Origin of the sequence: Nitrospina sp. P1_D6 (genome assembly GCF_052156615.1) — a bacterium.
Lineage (GTDB): Bacteria > Nitrospinota > Nitrospinia > Nitrospinales > Nitrospinaceae > Nitrospina.
Map to the genome: position 1 here is coordinate 313,141 of NZ_JBQKUN010000001.1, position 17,416 is coordinate 330,556.

The window sequence follows — 17,416 nt, forward strand, 5'->3', positions numbered from 1 at the left end:
GACACTCCGGCAGAAATTTCCCGGAAAGCGCCAAACTTCCCTTTGTTTTCCGGCAATTATCCTAAGTCGTCGGATGGTGCTGATTTCATAACCTGTTTAAATATAATAACTTATGATTAGTCCCGGATCTGGCACCGGTTTTGCTTGTAATAAAGGCAAAAGGAGTGTGATTTATGCTGATCGACCGCTTATTGTTTTCAGACCCTGTGCCGTTACTGATGAGTAAATCGCTGGACTTCCAGTCGCAGCGGCAATTGCTCGTATCGAGTAATATCAGCAACATGGACACCCCCGGCTACAAGGCGAAAGATATTGATTTTAAAAGCACCTTGCAGGATGCGCTGGGATCCGGCGGGCTCAACCTGAAAAAGACCCAGTCCGGTCACATGGGCCCGGATCTCGATACCCTGCGCCGGCTCCAGCCGCAGGTGCACGAGGAGCCGGATGCGGCCCGTTCCAATGGCAATAACGTCAATGTGGACAAGGAAATGACCAAGCTGGCGGAAACTCAGATTGCGTACTCCGCCACTGTGCAATTGATGAGCAAACGCGGCTCCATCATCCGTTCCGCTATCCGTGAAAACACGCAGGCATGACGCCCCGGGACGGTTGAATAAGCATTGACAAACCAGCGGGATAAGCATAACTTGGAAAGAGGATTTCCGGAGTTAAGAGATGGATGACAACACCCTCAAAACCAATCTGAAAACGATTCTCGGCCCGGGTCTCAACCCGGCACAGGGCAAGGGTGCGCCGCAGAAGATCGATCCCAACGCTCCGTCGTTCAAAGAGACGTTGTCCGAATCCATCAAGCAGGTGGACAACCTTCAGAAGGAAGCCGACCAGGCGATCGAAAAGCTCGTGTCCGGTGAATCCCAGAACGTCCACGGTGCCATGCTGGCCGTCAGCAAGGCCGACCTCGCATTCCAGATGACCATGCAGGTGCGCAACAAAATGGTTGAAGCCTACCAGGAAGTGATGCGCATGCAGGTCTGACAGTCCCTTTAAATGAGTGTTTGAATGGTATCCCGCCGTGCTTTCGGCGGGTTTTTTTTTGCCTGCGGCCTGGCGGGTTTGTGCGTTGACAAGGCTGGGCGATTGGGGGATATTTAGAGGATAAATGGGCAAAACACAGTCGGCAGGGGTGTTTTGCAATCGTGAGCGAATCCTTTTGGGGGTCAGTATGAAGCGCCTCGTCAGTAAGACATTTTCCATGGTGATGGTAGCGGCGGTTTTGGGGATGGTTTCTTTTACGCCTGTTTGGGCGCAATCGGGAGGCCACGCCAGCGTCGGCCTGGGGCATGGAGAGGAAGGTTACCTGCACCTGCAGGAGATGATCAAGCACCTCGAGTTCAGTCTGAAGATGGACGACGCCTCCCAGCAGGTGAAAACACATGCGCCGGAAGCGTTGAAGCATGCCCAGGAAGCTCTGCGGCATTACAACGAAGCCCTGGTGCACGCGTCGGAATCCCTGGGGCGCCCGGCCCGCAACCCCATGATGGGCGGGGGGTCACAGCATGAGCATGAAGGCTCCGACCATTCGCACGAGGAAGGGTCGCAAATGGGCCCCCCGATGGGCAATCCCTACAGCGGCCCGCCCATGGGATACCCGGAAGGCTCGATGCCCGAAGGCTCTCACTGATCGATCCGGTAAGGGAACGGCGCTCCTTCGGGAGCGTCAGGATTCCACCGGCAGTTGGGGGTTGCGGCTCCAGTCCCACCACGAGCCGTCGTAATTGCGCACGTTGTAACCCAGGTAGCGGAAAACAAAGTAGGCCATTCCCGAGCGCACCCCTCCGGTGCAGTAGACAACAACCTCTTTATCCTTCGTGATATTCCATTTGGCCAGAAGGGATTCCAAAGTATCCAGGGGCTTCAACCGGCCCCGTGCGTCGTAAAACTCCCGCCAGTCGATATGAACCGCTCCCGGAATGTGTCCCCCGCGAGACGACCCGTAGGGCGTTGCCCCGTTGTATTCATTTTGTTCGCGGTTATCGATCAAAGCCAGATTCGGCGAGTGGAGCCGGTCGGCGATCCACTTCTGGTCGGCATATACCTCCCAGTTGAACTGGATGTCCTGTGCTTTCAGGTTCGATGCGGCAGGGGAGGAGGCGGGCCCGCGTTCCATTGGCAAACCTTGCTTTTCCCATGAATCCACGCCGCCCTCCAGCAGGGCGGTTCGGGTGAACCCGTAAAACTCCAGCATCCAGAAAAAGCGACCGTCGGTGCGCCATTTGTCTTCGGGATCCCCATACAAGACCAGGGTTTTTCCACGGTCCACCCCCATGGCTTTCAATTTTCGGGCAATGGCGGCAGGATCCTGGTCTATGAAACCGGGAACCCCGTCCCGGCGAACGGAATAATCCTGCCAGTCGCCGGTGGGCTGGGCACCCGGAATGTGTCCCAGCAGGTAGCGCCATGTGGAACGGGTGTCAAGAAGAACGACCTCGTTTTGAGGCAGGGCACGGAACTCTTTTATGGTCAAAAGAGGCGCAAAACCATCAGCCGCCCAGGCTGTCGCCGAAGCCCCGCAAATCAGCCAGATAGCAAGGGCGGGGAAGACGGCGAGGGCCTTTATTTTCCTTGACAAAAAGTCTTTTAGACTTGTAATATCATGCTTCATTTTTTGTGTAACAGCCTTTCATGCTCCGGATAAGCAAGCGTTAGGATCACCAGCCTCTTTCACCATTGTATCTGTTTATGTTTTGTAACGACAATCGTTTTGTGAAGTGAGAGGGGACTGTCCGGGGCGGTCGATCCAATAATTTGACCCCCAGAATACCGGACCTGCCGGCTGGATGCGACCGAAGGACACAATACAGAAAAGTTCAATAAGACCGTTATTTTGGAGGATCAATGGCCACGAATGATCAGGATAGCAACCGGGATAACCCGTCCGGTGGGCAGAGCCCCGAGGATCGTCTTGAAAAAATAAAGCAGGAGGAAAAGGAAGACGCGAGCTCTTTTTACGCCCAGGGCGATAAAGAAGAGGCGGGCAACGCGGCGGATGATTTCGAAAAACCCGTGCCTCCGGTCGATCCCGAGAAAGAGGAAATGAGCCTGCTCAAGGCCGTGGCTTTTCTGGGTTTTGGAATGGCGGCCCTGGCCATCATTTTCATCCTGTTTTTCATTCGCGATTTGGGCAACAAGGTGGGAGATGTGGATGCTGCCGTCCATACCCTCGAGCAGAAATTTGGACCTCTCCGGCAGGAAGTGGACGAACAACTCTCCAAAGTCAATGCGGATGTCACCGACCTCAAAACCCGTTTCGGCAGCTATGAGCGGCAGGTGGTGGTGACCGAGCTCAAACGCGCACTGGTTTCCATCCAGGGAATTACCGGTAACGCTCCGGCTGATGTGCAGAACAAATCCGGTCAGGTGGTTGCCAGCATTGAAAGCCTCCTGCAGGAACTGGAAGGCAACAACACCGGTGCCCCCATGGCTCCCATGACCAATGCGGCTCCGCAAACGGAGACCGCCCCCGCGCCGGCTGTGGAGGAGACCACCGAAAGCGGGTCGGCTGAGGAAACGGTGGCCGCTTCCGAAGAAACGGCACCTGTCGGCCAGATTGAACTCGAGTCTGAATCTTCCGAGGAATCCAGCGATGATTCTGAAGAAGAAGCCGCCGAAGAAGGTGGTGACGAGGAAGATGAGGATGAGTTCGCCGATGATGAGTAGTATCCTGTAATTCAAAGCACGGCTTGGGGTCTCTTTGCCGGGCCCCAGGCCGTTTTTAATTTCCTTTCCTATTCTCCGGACGCTATGCCTGCGATCAAGATAGTCATTTTCGTTTTGCTGGCATTGATCATTTCCATTTTCGCTGTCAAAAATCTCGATCTGGTGGAAGTGAGCTTTTATGATTTCGGGCTCAACTCCGTCAATGTCAAAGTACCCCTGCTGATCGTCATTCTCGCCTCTCTGGGACTGGGGTTTCTGCTGGCCTGGGTGGAAAGTGTTTTTTCCAAAATGAAACTCAAGGCCACTATTCACAGCAAACAGAAAACCATTGATTCTCTGAACCGGGAAATCGCGGAATTGAAATCGAAATCCCTTCCGGAACTCACGGAAAAAAACGACCCCTGATTGTCAACGAGGTAGTATGAGCAAGGTTTTGACTCCGCAACAGGTTGCGGACTTTAAACGGGATGGATACCTGTCCCTTTCAAACCCGTTTTCGGAATCGGTGCTCGACGACCTCCTTGACTGGACCTGCGAGGTGCAGAACTGGCCTGAAACACCCGGCCGGCACATGATGTACTTCGAGGACAGCCTCAAGGAACCTGGCCAGCGCATTCTGCAACGGGTCGAAAACCTGTATCCCTACCACGCTGGTTTTCGGGAATTGTTCGACAGTGACGGGCTGAAAGGTGCGGTGGGCGATCTGTTTGGCGAATCCGCCAAACTGTTCAAGGACAAAATCAATTTCAAGCTACCCGGTGGAGACGGATTTAAATGGCACCAGGACCAGCAGGCAGGCTGGTGGGATTACACGGAAATCTTCATTACTGCGCTTATATGCATTGATCCCATGACTCCGGAAAACGGTCCCCTTCAAATTGCGGGAGGGCATCACCGCAAGGGACTGATCGGCAAACAATGGGAACCGCTTACGGATGGGCAGATGGAGGGGATGAAGTTCGAAACCCTGCCGCTTCAACCTGGCGACATGGTGTTCTTTGATTCCTTCGTGCCGCACGGATCCGGTCCCAACCTGACTGACTTTCCCCGCCGCGTTCTATACGTGACCTACAACAAGGCATCGGCGGGAGATCACCGCGAAAAGTATTACGCGGACAAACGGAAAAGCTTCCCCCCCGACTGCGAGCGTGACCCCAGCAAGGAATACAAATTCCGGGTTTAGGTTTTTGCGGAGGGTTGCTGTTGCGTGACGCAATGGATGGCGCCCAGTCCCAGCACGAACTCGTTGCAAAGGACCGGCACCACCTTCCGATGCGGAAACAGGTCTTTTAAAATTCCTTCGGCTTTCTTGTCGCTTGAGCCTCCAAAAACCGGCAACAGCACACTTTGGTTGCCAATATAAAAATTGGCGTGACTGGCTGGAAGGCGGTCACCGTTGAATTCCACCCGTTCCGGCATGGGCAGTGCAATGGCTTCGAGCTTGTTTCCGTTTTGGTCGGTTGCCGCTTGAAGGGTTTCGTGATTTGCCGCCAGGCAGGCGTGATTAGGATCATCCTGATTTTCATCAAATGCATAGATCACGGTGGTTTCATCGACGAAGCGCACCAGGTTGTCGATGTGGCCGTCGGTGTCATCGCCTTCCAGGTCCCCCTCGAACCACAGGACGTGCGACGCGCCGAGGTACTCCATTAAATAACGCTCCATTTCTTCCTGTGTCATTCCCGCATTGCGGTTTTCGTCAAGCAGGCATCGGCGGGTGGTGAGACAGGTGCCGCGCCCGTTGACTTCAATGGCCCCGCCTTCCAATACAAGTGCGGGTTCGAATACGGGGATGCCGAGACGGCGTGTGATGTCCAGTCCGGCACGGTCGTCGAGTTCCCATTCGTACTTGCCACCCCAGGAGTTGAACCGCCACACATTGGCGGCGACATCGCGAAGGGAATTGTTTTCCCGTATCAGAAAGTTGGGACCGTAGTCGCGAATCCATGAATCGTTGGTGGGCAGGCAATGAATCTGCACGTCTTTGCCCAGAACGTGGTGTTCCTTCATGCGTTTTTCCACGTAGATGCGGCTTTCGGGGTCCTTGGCGAGAACGTGCACGGTTTCGCCCTCGATCAGGGTGGCAATCATTTGCAGGTACACGTCTTCGATGGGGCGCAGGTCGAGTCCGGGCCAGGTTTCAGGATTGTGGGGCCAGGTCAGCCAGGTGGCGGCGTGGGGTTCCCACTCCGCGGGCATGCGAAAGCCGGACTGCGCCGGAGTGGGGGAATCAGCGGCCATTCGAATCAAGAAAGAGTCGGGTCAGGTTCTGGTAGGCGTCCACCCGCCGGTCGCGCAGAAAGGGCCAGCCCTGGCGGGTTTCTTCAATGAGAGCGAGGTCGCAGTCCACCACCAGCACTTCAGGGCATTCGTCAGACGCCTGGGCCAGGACCTCACCCAGTGGCCCACATACGAACGAGCGGCCCCAGAACTGAATATTGTGTTCCCGGCCGATGCGGTTCACCGCAACGGTGAACACCCCGTTGGCGATGGAATGCGATTTCTGGATCGTCTCCCAGGCATTCGCCTGTTTGGAGGCGACTTCGGAGTCGAAGTCCTGAAACCCGATGGCCGTGGGGTAAAACAAAATTTGCGCGCCCGCCAGAGCCGTCAACCGAGCTCCCTCCGGGAACCACTGGTCCCAGCAGATGAGCACGCCGATTTTTCCGTAGCGGGTGTCGATGGCTTGGAACCCGTTGTCGCCGGGCGCGAAGTAAAACTTTTCGTAGAAGCCGGGATCGTCCGGTATGTGCATTTTGCGGTAATGCCCGGCCACCGAACCGTCGGCGTCAAACACGATAGCGCTGTTGTGGTACAGTCCGGCGGAGCGTTTTTCGAACAGTGGCACGATGAGCACAATCGACAACTCCCTGGCAAGAGGACCAAAAGCCTCGGTGGAGGGGCCGGGAATGGGTTCCGCCAGCCGAAACCGGTCGGTATCCTCCACCTGACAGAAATATTGCGAGCGGTAGAGTTCCTGCAGACAGACGATCTGCGCCCCGTTTTCCGCAGCCTTTCGGATGCCCCGGACGGCCTCCCCAAGGTTGTCATCCGGATTCTCGTTGCAGGCCATCTGCACGAGACCGACCCGGACGATTTCTGTCTTGGTATTTGTGCTCATAATTGATTAAAATTAAACTGGTTTTTCGTTTTGTTTCCCCTCAGGGGAGTATAAGAAATGTTTTGCCTCACGGCAACGACTTTTGATCAACCCCAACAACTATCAGAATCTGAACCATGTGGGTCAAAAAGGCTTTTCGAGATTACTACAAACCCAAGCTGAAACGGGAACTCAAGCGGGACCCCACCTCCGAAGAATGCGACCAGCGTTTCGAAGAGATTTACCAGCGGATCAACCTCACCCTGCTCGTGGGCGTGTATGAAGGCGTCTCGATTTATTTTTACGAGATCGCCAAATTCACCCTCGAAGAATTCAATGGCTTCCGCGACAACTGTGAAGAGTATCTGTTCGAACGGTTTGGCGGCGGCAACTACAAGTTGAATTTTTACGAAGGCACGTCGTTCATCGTTACTGTTAATTTCAAAATCAAGGGAGAGTCGAAGTGGGAACACCTGCTTCCCGAAAATGCGAAGTCCTGATCCCCTGGCAGTCAATCCATTCATGAACAGTTCCGCCAATACGTTGAATGCAGTCATGCCCCCGACCCAAAGTGGGTGGGACGAATTGTTCCATTCGCTGGAAGAGGGGGCCGGTGCGTCCACGGTCGAGGGCTTGACCGGGGCTTCGCGCGCCTGGTTTCTGGCTCGAATGTGGAAAACCCTTCGGCGTCCGTTGGTCATCGTCACCGCCGACCAGAACAGTGGGGAGGCCCTGCTTGGCGACCTGCGGTTTTTCCTGAAATATGAAAACCTGCGGCCCGTTCCGCAATTTTTTCCTACCTGGGAGTTGTTGCCCTACGAACCGCTGTCTCCGCTGAGCGAGGTTTCGGGCGAGCGGCTGGATGTGCTCGACAAGCTGGGAGAGAACAAATGCCCCATCCTCGTCGTGCCGATTGAGGCGGCGATGCAGTACGTCATGCCGCGGAACGTGTTGAGCAACCTCACCTATCCGGTCAAGCGGGGTGAGTCGGTGGATCGCGAACTGCTGGAATTGTGTCTTGTCGATAATGGTTTCCGGCGTTCCAAGATGGTGGAGGAACCGGGCGAGTTCAGTTCGCGCGGCGACATCCTGGACCTCTACCTGCCTTCGTCGGTGAACCCCATCCGTGTCGAGTTTTTTGGTGATGAGGTTGAGTCGATCCGTCACTTCGATGTCACCTCCCAGATTTCGGTGGAAGAGATCGACGCGTTCAAGGTGCTACCGGTGCGCGAAATCTGTCTCACCCAGAAAGAATGCGAAGAAGGGGTCGGTCGCATCCTCGACCATGCCCGCGAGCAGGCCGTGGACCGGGGCAAGCTGAATGAGCTTCTGGAAAAACTGCGCCATCTGCAAACCTTTTCCGGGATCGAGTTTCTATCACCGTTTTTTTATGATCAGACCGAAAGCCTTTTTGATCATCTGCCGGCCGATGCCCTGCTGGTGCTGGATGAAAAGGATGCGCTTGAGGAAAAAGCCGACCGGTATGAGTCCTTGATCCACGATGAGTATGTCCGTTGCCAGGAGCGGGAGGAAGTCGCTCCGCCGCCGGACAAACTGTATCTCGATAAAGAGGGCCTGTTTCAAACCATGCAGTCCCGCCGTCATGTTGTGTTGAATACGCTTAAGGTGACGGAGGATGCGGTCCATGCGTTTGAAGTAAAATCCATCCCCGGTTTCCAGGGACGGTTCGATGGATTTGCCGACGCCGCGCGCGACTGGCAGAAGGAACGGTTTGAGGTTACCGTCGTCGCCCCCACGAAAGGGCACGTCCGCCGTGTCAATGAACTCCTTCTGGAAAAGGAATTGAATCTTCCGGTGATGACCGGGCAGATCAGCAGCGGATTCCAACTTCCCGAAAGCGGTCATGTATTCGTCGCCGAGCATGAAATCTTCGGTCGCACCCACAAACACCGCTTTCGGCGGAAACCCAAATCGGCCAGCTTCCAGCGGGGGTTCAAGGATCTCAAGGTGGGCGACCTGCTGGTACACGTTGATTACGGTATCGGCAAATACATGGGTACCCGCGAGCTGAAGACCAGCATTGGCGGCGGAGAGTTCATGGAAATCCTCTACGCCAATGATCAGAAATTGTATCTACCGATGGACGGGCTCGCCTACGTGCAGAAGTATCAGGGCGCGGGCGAGGACAATCCCCCGCTCAGTCAACTCGGCGGAGCCCAGTGGAAACGGCAGAAAAAGAAAGTGAAGGATTCCCTGCGCGAAATGGCGGGCGACCTTCTTAAGATTTACGCCGCTCGCGAGGTGGCGGAGGGCAACGCGTACTCCACCGATCCTGTTTTGATGCAGGAGTTTTCCGACAGTTTCGAGTACGTCGAAACCGATGACCAGTTGAAAGCCATCGAAGAAATTCATGAAGACATGGAAAAGTCGAAGCCGATGGACCGCCTCATCTGCGGGGACGTCGGCTACGGCAAAACGGAAGTCGCCATGCGCGCCGCCTTCCGTGCGGTCCTCGACAAAAAACAGGTTGCGGTGCTGGTGCCCACCACCATCCTGGCGCAACAGCATCTCAATACCTTCCGCGAGCGGTTTCACATGTACCCGGTGAGCATCGACATGGTCAGCCGCTTCCGCACCGCCAGAGAGCAGAAGGAAGTGTTGCGCCGGTTGAAAGAGGGCAAGCTGGATATCATCATCGGCACGCACCGCCTGTTGTCGAAAGACGTACAGTTCCACAACCTGGGCCTGATGATCATCGACGAGGAACAGCGTTTCGGGGTGAAACACAAGGAGCAGTTGAAAAAACTGCGCGCCTCACTGGATATCCTGACGCTCTCCGCCACACCCATTCCCCGCACCCTGCATTTCTCCCTCATGGGTGTACGCGACCTGAGTGTGATCGAAACCCCGCCCAGCGACCGGCTGGCGATCAAAACCTACATCCGCAAATTCGACGACAAGACCATACGCGACGCCATCATGCGCGAGATGGACCGGGGCGGACAGATTTTTTTCGTCCACAACAAAGTGCACAGCATCCATTCCGTGGCCGCATTGATCAAGAAGATCGTTCCCGAGGTGCGTGTCGGCATCGCCCATGGGCAGCTGCAGGAACGGATGCTGGAAAAAGTGATGAAGCAGTTCATCGACAAGGAAATCGATCTTCTCTTGTGTACGTCCATCGTCGAGTCCGGTCTCGATATTCCATCGGCCAATACCATCATTATCAACCGCGCCGACCAGTTCGGACTGGCCCAGCTCTACCAGTTGCGCGGCCGGGTGGGCCGCTACAAACATCAGGCCTACGCGTACATGTTGATACCCGGTACCATGGTGGTGTCAGAGGATGCGCGCAAACGCCTGATGGCGCTGGAGGAGATGAGTGACCTCGGCGCGGGGTTTCAGTTGGCCGCGCGCGATATGGAAATTCGCGGAACGGGCAACATGCTTGGCAAGAACCAGTCCGGCCACATCTCTACCGTCGGCTTCGATCTGTATTGCAAACTTCTGGAAGAAACCATCCGCGAATCGCAGGGCGAGAAAGTTGAAGAGAAGGTGGAAACCGAGATGGATTTTCAGATTCGCGGGTACATTCCCAAGGAGTATATTGCCGATCTGAACCAGCGCCTGGAATCCTATCAGCGCCTTCAACTGGTGGGCGACCTCGATGGCCTGGAGGCATTCCGCAAGGAGTTGAACGACCGTTTTGGCGCGATTCCCTCCGAAACCGGGAAACTTCTGGCTTTGATGGAGGTGAAGATTTTGTGTCAGCGGCTGCACATCACCAGGGCCCAGCGGTCGGGTGAATACGTATATTTGAAAATCGCTCCAACCACGCCGATGAAGTCCGAGACGCTGACCGCGCTCCTGGATTTACGTCTGAGCCTGGTGTCTGAATACGAAATTCGCGTTAAGGTAGACAATGCGGGATGGAAAAAAGATATCGAACGGGTGACGGAATACCTCCGGCAGATGGTGAGGCCACTGGATGAAGAATAAACGTGATTCCGCATTTTTCGCCCGGTGTGCGGGTCTTTTAGGGCTTGCGCTTGTGTTGTCGGCATGCGGAGAAAAAAAAGAAGGCCCGAAATTTGAAAATCCGGAGGTGGTTGCTCGCGTGAATGGAGAGCAACTGGAGAAGAAGGTGTTGGTCAAGGAATTCGAACGCAACCGGAAAAAATACCGGGTCGAGGATGAACAGCCGCTTTCAAGGGAAAAGCTGGTATGGCTTCGCATGGACGCGCTCAACCAGATGATTCAGGAAAGGATCCTTCTCCAGGAAGTGAAGAAGCAGGGCGTTGAGTTGGAGCCGGATACCCTGGAGATCGAGTATCACAATATCCGGCAAGGATATGAAAAGGGGGCGTTTAAAAAGATTTTGGATTTTCAGGAAAATACCGAAGAGGAATGGAAGGAGAAACTGAAAAGGCGTCTGCTTATAAAAAAACTGATTCAGGAGAGCGTAAACAGCCGAGTCTCAGTTAAGGAAGAGGAATTGCAGAAGTACTTTGACGAGCACCAGGGTGAATTCCAAAAAGGCGAACAGTTGCGCGCTCTTCACATCATGGTGGAAAATGAGGATTCGGCCCGCGATATTCTCAAGCTCCTGCGAAAGGGGAAAAAGTTCGAGGATCTGGCGCGAGAACACTCGCTGGGGCTGGAAAGTGAAAGCGGCGGTGACATGGGTTACTTCGAGGCGGGCCAGATGCCGGAGGAATTCGACGAGGTGTTCGAGCTCAAGGTGAACAAGGTCAGTGACATCATCCGGACGCCTTATGGTTACCACGTTTTCAAGGTGGTGGACAAAAAACCCGAGCGCAAGATGAGTTTTGAAGAATCAAGGGATGCGATCCACAAAAAGCTGTTGCGTGAAGCGCAAGAGAAAGCCTTTCAGGCCTGGCTTCTCAAGTTGAAGAACCAGGCGAAAATCGAAATCAATTATGACGCTCTGGAAAACATTCATTAACGTAGTCCTTTTTTCCAGCCTGCTCCTGCTTTTAGGAGGGCCGGGTGTGCATGCCAAGGTGCTGGACCGGGTGGTGGCCAAGGTCAATAACGAGATCATCACCTTAAGCGCCCTTGATGAGCGGGCCCGGGTGGACATGGCCCGCTATTCGGGAATGGGCGTAGAGGCCTTGCCTCCCTTCGAACAGGTGCGCCTGCAAACACTTGAGCAGATGATTGATGAAATCCTGATGATTGGTGTGGCCGAGCGATTGAACATGATTGTGGAAGAAAGTCAGATGCAGAGTGCGCTGGATGACATTCGGGCCCGTGGCAACCTGACTGAGGAACAGTTGGCAGAAATGTTGGAGCAGGAAGGGCGCACAATGGAGGAATACAAAAAGCGCATCCGTGAACAAATCCTGCTGAGCCGCGTCATAAACCTGGAAGTCCGTTCCCGTATCAAAATCAGTAAAGAGGAAATTGCGGAATATTACGACGCCCACCGGAAAGATTTCTGGACCACCCCCAAGGTGCACGCCAGGCACATCTTGTTTATTCTGGATAACAGTCTCACCCAGGACGAGGTGGAACTTAAAAAGAAGAAGGCGCGAATGGCCCTTGAAGAGATTCTAAGTGGTCGCGAATTCGTGGACGTGGCAAAGGAGTATTCCGAGGACGTAACCGCATCGAATGGCGGAGATTTGGGAGTGCTTGAAAAGGGTAAAATGATTTCCGAATTCGAAGATGCTGCGTTTTCCCTGGAATCGGGGGAGGTGAGCAATATTATAACTTCCCCGTATGGACTCCACATTATCAAAGTCGAAGAAATCCTCCACGGAGCTCCCGTCCCCATGGAGGATGTGGAAGGTCGCATCGAGGCTCAATTGAAACACGAACGCTTTGAGTCTGTATTTAAAGAATACATTGAGGATCTTCGCGCCAGATCATTCATTGAAAAACGGCTGGGTTCGTTGAAACCTTCCGGCGAACATAATAATAAGCCGGTGGTTGCGGGTAAAATGCCTGGGTCGTCCATAAACAAAATGGAAACCACTCCGGTCAAGAAAAAGGTTCCGCGCCAGGAGGAAGTATTGCCTCCTTTGCAAATCGGGAAAAAGGAAACTCTTCAAAAGGAAACCCCGGTTGCCAGGGAATTTGAACCCTTGGAGAAAAAACTGAAATATTATAAAAACCTGAGAGACATGGACCTGATCACCGAGCAGGAATATAACCGCCGTAAGAAATCCCTGCTGGAAAACCTGTAATTCACGCGCCGATCCCGTAACCGGATTCCTGCCCCCAACGCCCCGGTCTCTCCACCCCTCAGGGGCCGTATGCTCCCTTTTATCGAAAAAATTCAGCGTACCCTCGCTATCCATAATATGGTGACGCCCGGTGACCATCTGGTTGTCGCCGTTTCCGGGGGTCCCGATTCCGTGGCTCTCCTGTACGCGCTGCATCGGTTGCGGTCCGAAATGGAATTTCGCCTTACCACAGCCCACCTGGATCATGGCACCCGTGAAGGAGCATCAGCGGAAGATGCCGAGTTTGTTCGCCAGGCTGCTGTCCGGCTTGACATTCCTGTTGTGGTTGAACGGCGAGATGTGCCCGGAGCGTCCGCCAAAAGCGGTATGTCATTTCAGGAAACCGCACGCATTATCCGGCTAAAGTTTCTGGAGTCGGTACGGGAACAGGTGTCGGCGCAGAAGGTGGCACTGGCCCACACTGCGGACGACCAGGCGGAAACGGTGCTCATCAACCTGTTGCGGGGAGGCGGTCCGCGCGGGCTGGGTGGAATGCGGCCGGTTCGCGACAACCTCATTCGCCCTTTGATCGACTGCACGCGCGAGGATGTGATGGAATTCCTGAAAAGGGAGAAAATCGAATTCCGCGAGGATGCCACCAATCGCGACGTCCAATACCTGCGCAACCGTATCCGGATGGAACTTCTCCCTTATCTGGAGCGGGAATACAATCCCCAGGTCCGCCAAGCCCTGCAACAGACTGCACGTATTCTTCAATGGGAAGAGGAGCATCTGAATCGCGAAGCGGAGGACTGGTTCGAGCGTCTGGGCCGGGAGGATCACCAGAACCGTCAGGTGATTCTGGAGTGTGAAGCCCTGAAGGCGCTGCCGCCGGCCCTGCAGGCCCGATTGGTGAGGCTGGCTTTGGAACGTGGACGCGGCAACCTGCGCCGGGTTACCTTCGACCATATCCTGAAGGTCCTGGCCCTGCTGGAATCAGACCAGAGTGGAAAGGTGGTCTCCCTGCCCGGTGGTTGGGCTGCCGAAAGGGAGGCCGATTCCCTCAAGATATATAAAATCCCGGAGTCACAACCCGGCATCTTAAACAACAGTAACCTGTTGATGGGCGAGGGGTGCCTCCTTCAGATTCCCGGGGTCACGGCCGTTGAATCTTTGGGTATTCAAATATCGGCTGAAGTTGAAAAGGGGGCTCATAAAGAGCCGGCCGACATCCAACAGGCCCTTCTGGATTTTGATAAAACCGGTCCTGTGTTGCGAATTCGTCACTGGCGAGCCGGCGACCGGTTTCAGCCTCTGGGTATGCAGGGGTCCAAAAAGCTCAAGGATTACTTTAAAGATGAAAAAATTCCGCGCGCAGAAAGAAAACGGATGACCGTATTGACAACCGCGGACGATCATATTATTTGGGTGTTAGAGGGGCGCATCTCTGAGCTCTACCGTATTTCCGAGCAGACCCGCAATACGTTGAATATCAGGGTTTTGAAATGAACGAGGGGCGCCAACACATTGGGCAAGATTCCCGCCCACGCGGGATAAAATATGCTACCATGGGGAAACAGGACGGCAATTGCCCAGATTAGATACAAAAGGAGACGGCCTTGAATCAATTTTATAAAAACCTCGCGTTGTGGCTGGTTATCGGCATCATCCTGATAGCTTTGTTCAATATTTTCAACCAACCCATAACCCCTCAGTCGGAGATCGTCTTCAGCGAGTTCATGAACAAGGTGGAGAACGGTGAGGTTGCGGAAGTGGTCATGCAGGGCGATCACATTACCGGCAAGTACACCGATGGCCAGACCTTCCAGACTTACGCTCCGTCCAAGGACCCGGACCTCATCAAATCCCTGCGGGATAAAGACGTTCGCATGGTGGTGAAGCCACCGGAGCAGACCAGCTGGTACATGAACGTCCTGATCTCGTGGTTCCCGATGATCCTGCTTCTGGGTATCTGGATTTTCTTCATGCGCCAGATGCAGTCCGGAGGCGGCAAGGCGCTTTCCTTTGGCAAAAGCAAGGCGCGCCTGATGAATGAAGGTAAAACCAAGACCACCTTCAAGGATGTCTCCGGTTGTGATGAAGCCAAGGAAGAACTCCACGAAATCATCGAGTTTTTGAAGGAGCCCCAGAAGTTCAGCAAGCTGGGCGGCAAGATTCCCAAGGGCGTCCTGCTGGTGGGCCCTCCGGGCACGGGGAAAACCCTGTTGGCCCGCGCCATTGCCGGCGAGGCGAACGTGCCGTTCTTCAGTATTAGCGGTTCGGACTTCGTTGAGATGTTTGTCGGCGTCGGCGCTTCGCGCGTGCGCGACCTGTTTGAGCAGGGTAAAAAGAACAGCCCGTGCATCATTTTCATCGACGAAATCGACGCCGTGGGACGACATCGCGGCGCGGGTCTCGGCGGCGGTCATGACGAACGCGAACAGACCCTCAACCAGTTGCTGGTGGAAATGGACGGCTTCGAGAACAACGAAGGTGTCATTTTGATCGCCGCGACCAACCGTCCCGACGTTCTCGACCCCGCGCTGTTGCGCCCGGGCCGGTTTGACCGCCAGGTGGTGGTCGGGCGTCCGGATATCAAGGGACGCGAAGGCATTCTGAAAGTGCACACCGCCAAGGTGCCGTTGTCCGACAACGTGGACCTCAAAGTGGTGGCCCGCGGCACGCCGGGTTTTACCGGTGCGGATCTCGCCAACCTGGTCAACGAAGCCGCCCTCCTCGCTGCACGTGATGAGAAGAAGGTGGTGACCATGGAAGACTTCGAGAACGCCAAAGACAAGGTCATGATGGGTGTCGAACGCCGCAGTATGGTCATCACCGAGAAGGAAAAGAAAACCACCGCTTATCACGAAGCCGGACATGCGCTGGTGGCGTTCCTCCTGCCGGGGACCGATCCCCTGCACAAGGTGACCATCATTCCGCGGGGCCGTGCCCTGGGTGTGACCATGCAGTTGCCGGAAGATGAGAAGCACACGTATCCCAAGGAATACCTCATTCACCGCCTGGCCATCATGATGGGCGGGCGCGTGGCCGAGGAGGTTTGTCTGGGTGAAATCACCACCGGTGCGGGCAACGACATCGAAGTCGCGACAGAAACCGCGCGCAAGATGGTTTGTGAATGGGGCATGAGCGAGAAGATGGGTCCGTTGACCTACGGCACCAAGGAGGAACAGGTGTTTCTGGGCAAGGATTTCTCCGCACAGAAGAACTTCAGCGACGAAACCGCCAAGCTGATCGATCTTGAAGTCAAGGCCTTGGTCATGGGCGGCTACAATCGTGCGAAGGAACTGCTGACCGAAAATCGCGATGCACTGGAGCGATTGGCGGTGGCACTTCTGGAGCAGGAAACCCTGGACCTGGTTGAGATCAAAGCCATCATAGAAAACCGTCCGCTGGACCCGGATTCAGACTCCGGAAAGACGGAGCCTGCCGCCGGATTGAAGGCGGAGGACACCCAAAAGGGCAAGAAAGCCAAAGGCCTCGACGAGGGCCTGGTGGGTGGAGGTGGTGTGCCTGATCCCACCCCTGCCTGAGGACGGTCCGTGGTCTAAAAACCTTCTGAACAATCAAAGCTCCATTCCGGCTGTGGCCAGTTTGGAGCTTTTTTTGTTTGCTTGTTTGATTTTGAATTAAAAGGAGTGGTGGTATGAGCGATGACTTCTTTTCCGGCCCGACTCGGATCATGGGAATCATCAACCTGTCTTCCAATTCTTTTTTTCGATCCAGTTACTCCGCAAATGAAAAGCAGGCGTTGAAAACCGCAGAACGCCTGATTGAGGACGGCGCGGACATGCTGGACATCGGGGCGGAGTCGACCCACCCCGGGTCGGAACCCGTTCCGGACGAACAGGAATGGAAACTGCTGGAGCCGGTGGTGAAAACGCTGGTGCGGGAAATTCCGGTTCCCATCTCCGTGGATACGTACAAGCCTTATGTGGCGCGGCGGGTGCTGGATCTCGGCGTTCACTGGATTAACGATATCTACGGCCTGAGGTTTCCGGAAATGGTGGAAACCGTGTCCCGCTATCCAGCGGGGGTGATCATCATGCATATGCAAGGCACGCCGAAGACCATGCAGCTCGATCCGCAGTACGTCGATTGCGTTGAAGAGGTTTATGACTTTCTCGACCGCCGCATCACCGAAGCGGAGTTTGCAGGAATCCCCGCGGATCAGATCATGATCGATCCCGGCATTGGATTCGGCAAGACGGTCAGGCACAATCTGGAACTGGTATCCAACCTGGATCGGTTCGCTTCATTGGAAAAACCTGTGCTTTTGGGTGTTTCCCGCAAGGCGTTTATTGGTAAAATCCTGGACCTTCCCACGGATGAGAGAATGGAAGGCTCGTTGGCCGCGGCGGTGGTTGGTGTGTTGAAAGGCGCCCGTGTCCTGCGCGTTCACGACGTTCTGGAAACCGCCCGGGCCATCAAGATTGTTGAAGAACTCCGCAAGTACCGGAAGGAATGA

General features: G+C 54.9%; 16 protein-coding genes. 13 read left to right on the top strand and 3 right to left on the bottom strand.

Translation table 11 applies throughout. The annotated features are described in order from the left end of the window. Positions 1–173: 173 nt before the first annotated feature. The 3 genes from flgB (at position 174) to ACTRXA_RS01395 (ending at position 1,642) form a co-directional block, all read left to right on the top strand. Positions 174–596 (top strand): flagellar basal body rod protein FlgB, encoded by a 423-nt coding sequence (gene flgB / locus ACTRXA_RS01385; RefSeq protein ID WP_442425418.1) that lies wholly within the window; start codon positions 174–176, stop codon positions 594–596. Positions 597–675: 79 nt separating this feature from the next. Beyond that, a complete protein-coding gene (gene fliE / locus ACTRXA_RS01390) occupies positions 676–996 on the top strand; it encodes a flagellar hook-basal body complex protein FliE (RefSeq protein WP_442425419.1) in 321 nt (106 codons plus the stop codon). A gap of 187 nt (positions 997–1,183) precedes the next feature. Next, on the top strand, positions 1,184–1,642 hold the full coding sequence (locus ACTRXA_RS01395; protein WP_442425420.1) for a hypothetical protein: 459 nt from the start codon (positions 1,184–1,186) through the stop codon (positions 1,640–1,642). A 36-nt stretch (positions 1,643–1,678) separates the two neighbouring features. Here ACTRXA_RS01395 and ACTRXA_RS01400 read toward each other — a convergent pair whose 3' ends face one another. Next, complete coding sequence (locus tag ACTRXA_RS01400) at positions 1,679–2,590, bottom strand: sulfurtransferase (protein ID WP_442425421.1); 912 nt, start codon at positions 2,588–2,590, stop codon at positions 1,679–1,681. A 266-nt stretch (positions 2,591–2,856) separates the two neighbouring features. On the opposite strand from ACTRXA_RS01400, the gene ACTRXA_RS01405 reads away from it, so the two are divergent. The 3 genes from ACTRXA_RS01405 to ACTRXA_RS01415 all read left to right on the top strand — a co-directional run bounded on the left by ACTRXA_RS01405 (position 2,857) and on the right by ACTRXA_RS01415 (position 4,861). Beyond that, positions 2,857–3,678 carry a hypothetical protein gene (locus ACTRXA_RS01405; RefSeq protein WP_442425422.1) on the top strand — a complete coding sequence of 274 codons (822 nt, stop codon included), beginning with the start codon at positions 2,857–2,859 and terminating at the stop codon, positions 3,676–3,678. 84 nt (positions 3,679–3,762) lie between these two features. Further along, positions 3,763–4,083 (top strand): LapA family protein, encoded by a 321-nt coding sequence (locus ACTRXA_RS01410; RefSeq protein ID WP_442425423.1) that lies wholly within the window; start codon positions 3,763–3,765, stop codon positions 4,081–4,083. Between the two features lie 16 nt (positions 4,084–4,099). Beyond that, positions 4,100–4,861: a phytanoyl-CoA dioxygenase family protein gene (locus tag ACTRXA_RS01415; RefSeq protein WP_442425424.1), complete on the top strand. Its 762-nt coding sequence runs from the start codon at positions 4,100–4,102 to the stop codon at positions 4,859–4,861. Here ACTRXA_RS01415 and ACTRXA_RS01420 read toward each other — a convergent pair. Further along, positions 4,858–5,919, bottom strand: coding sequence for an agmatine deiminase family protein (locus ACTRXA_RS01420; RefSeq protein WP_442425425.1), 1,062 nt, complete (start codon positions 5,917–5,919; stop codon positions 4,858–4,860). The two genes, ACTRXA_RS01415 and ACTRXA_RS01420, sit on opposite strands and share 4 nt — an antisense overlap. Continuing rightward, positions 5,909–6,799: a carbon-nitrogen hydrolase gene (locus ACTRXA_RS01425; RefSeq protein WP_442425426.1), complete on the bottom strand. Its 891-nt coding sequence runs from the start codon at positions 6,797–6,799 to the stop codon at positions 5,909–5,911. The genes ACTRXA_RS01420 and ACTRXA_RS01425 overlap by 11 nt, the downstream gene beginning before the upstream one ends. 116 nt (positions 6,800–6,915) lie before the next feature. Here ACTRXA_RS01425 and ACTRXA_RS01430 point away from each other — a divergent pair, with 116 nt between their 5' ends. The 7 genes from ACTRXA_RS01430 (at position 6,916) to folP (ending at position 17,416) form a co-directional block, all read left to right on the top strand. After that, complete coding sequence (locus ACTRXA_RS01430; RefSeq protein WP_442425427.1) at positions 6,916–7,278, top strand: hypothetical protein; 363 nt, start codon at positions 6,916–6,918, stop codon at positions 7,276–7,278. A gap of 55 nt (positions 7,279–7,333) precedes the next feature. Further along, on the top strand, positions 7,334–10,738 hold the full coding sequence (mfd, locus tag ACTRXA_RS01435; protein WP_442425428.1) for a transcription-repair coupling factor: 3,405 nt from the start codon (positions 7,334–7,336) through the stop codon (positions 10,736–10,738). Continuing rightward, a complete protein-coding gene (locus ACTRXA_RS01440) occupies positions 10,728–11,705 on the top strand; it encodes a peptidylprolyl isomerase (RefSeq protein WP_442425429.1) in 978 nt (325 codons plus the stop codon). The genes mfd and ACTRXA_RS01440 overlap by 11 nt, the downstream gene beginning before the upstream one ends. Then, the gene (locus tag ACTRXA_RS01445; protein WP_442425430.1) at positions 11,680–12,951 is read left to right on the top strand and encodes a peptidylprolyl isomerase; all 1,272 of its coding nucleotides are present in this window, start codon (positions 11,680–11,682) and stop codon (positions 12,949–12,951) included. The genes ACTRXA_RS01440 and ACTRXA_RS01445 overlap by 26 nt, the downstream gene beginning before the upstream one ends. A gap of 117 nt (positions 12,952–13,068) precedes the next feature. Then, positions 13,069–14,439, top strand: coding sequence for a tRNA lysidine(34) synthetase TilS (tilS, locus tag ACTRXA_RS01450; RefSeq protein WP_442425854.1), 1,371 nt, complete (start codon positions 13,069–13,071; stop codon positions 14,437–14,439). Positions 14,440–14,549: 110 nt separating this feature from the next. Beyond that, the gene (gene ftsH / locus ACTRXA_RS01455; RefSeq protein ID WP_442425431.1) at positions 14,550–16,481 is read left to right on the top strand and encodes an ATP-dependent zinc metalloprotease FtsH; all 1,932 of its coding nucleotides are present in this window, start codon (positions 14,550–14,552) and stop codon (positions 16,479–16,481) included. Positions 16,482–16,594: 113 nt separating this feature from the next. Next, on the top strand, positions 16,595–17,416 hold the full coding sequence (gene folP / locus ACTRXA_RS01460; protein WP_442425432.1) for a dihydropteroate synthase: 822 nt from the start codon (positions 16,595–16,597) through the stop codon (positions 17,414–17,416).

Coding starts and splice junctions, on each gene's coding strand:
- flgB (WP_442425418.1), top strand. CDS start 174: ATGCTGATCGACCGCTTATTGTTTTCAGACCCTGTGCCGTTACTGATG.
- fliE (WP_442425419.1), top strand. CDS start 676: ATGGATGACAACACCCTCAAAACCAATCTGAAAACGATTCTCGGCCCG.
- ACTRXA_RS01395 (WP_442425420.1), top strand. CDS start 1,184: ATGAAGCGCCTCGTCAGTAAGACATTTTCCATGGTGATGGTAGCGGCG.
- ACTRXA_RS01405 (WP_442425422.1), top strand. CDS start 2,857: ATGGCCACGAATGATCAGGATAGCAACCGGGATAACCCGTCCGGTGGG.
- ACTRXA_RS01410 (WP_442425423.1), top strand. CDS start 3,763: ATGCCTGCGATCAAGATAGTCATTTTCGTTTTGCTGGCATTGATCATT.
- ACTRXA_RS01415 (WP_442425424.1), top strand. CDS start 4,100: ATGAGCAAGGTTTTGACTCCGCAACAGGTTGCGGACTTTAAACGGGAT.
- ACTRXA_RS01420 (WP_442425425.1), bottom strand. CDS start 5,919: ATGGCCGCTGATTCCCCCACTCCGGCGCAGTCCGGCTTTCGCATGCCC.
- ACTRXA_RS01425 (WP_442425426.1), bottom strand. CDS start 6,799: ATGAGCACAAATACCAAGACAGAAATCGTCCGGGTCGGTCTCGTGCAG.
- ACTRXA_RS01430 (WP_442425427.1), top strand. CDS start 6,916: ATGTGGGTCAAAAAGGCTTTTCGAGATTACTACAAACCCAAGCTGAAA.
- mfd (WP_442425428.1), top strand. CDS start 7,334: ATGCCCCCGACCCAAAGTGGGTGGGACGAATTGTTCCATTCGCTGGAA.
- ACTRXA_RS01440 (WP_442425429.1), top strand. CDS start 10,728: ATGAAGAATAAACGTGATTCCGCATTTTTCGCCCGGTGTGCGGGTCTT.
- ACTRXA_RS01445 (WP_442425430.1), top strand. CDS start 11,680: ATGACGCTCTGGAAAACATTCATTAACGTAGTCCTTTTTTCCAGCCTG.
- tilS (WP_442425854.1), top strand. CDS start 13,069: ATGGTGACGCCCGGTGACCATCTGGTTGTCGCCGTTTCCGGGGGTCCC.
- folP (WP_442425432.1), top strand. CDS start 16,595: ATGAGCGATGACTTCTTTTCCGGCCCGACTCGGATCATGGGAATCATC.